General features: G+C 44.4%; 1 protein-coding gene. It reads left to right on the forward strand.

The genetic code is table 11. From position 1 onward, the window contains the following. Positions 1-62: 62 nt before the first annotated feature. A partial coding sequence (locus tag CHH91_RS18900; protein WP_286160855.1) for a DUF4886 domain-containing protein occupies positions 63-243 on the forward strand: 181 nt, incomplete at its 3' end.

Here is a 243-nt window from a genome sequence, read left to right on the forward strand (position 1 = left end):
CTAAAAAAGAATTTAAATTTCTTTCAATCGGGAACTCGTTCTCCGACGATGGGTTTGAATACTTGTATGAAATAGCGAAAACGGCTGGAATTGATGTGACAGTCGGAATCTTGTATATCGGCGGACAGTCGCTTGAGGGGCACTGGAATAACGTAGTGAATAACAATGCCTCATACAGCTATAGGAAATGGGTTCCGGGACAGGGGAAAACCGTCCGAAACAACTGGCCCATCGATAATGGTG

This window comes from Virgibacillus sp. 7505, assembly GCF_002272135.1.
GTDB lineage: Bacteria > Bacillota > Bacilli > Bacillales > Amphibacillaceae > Terribacillus.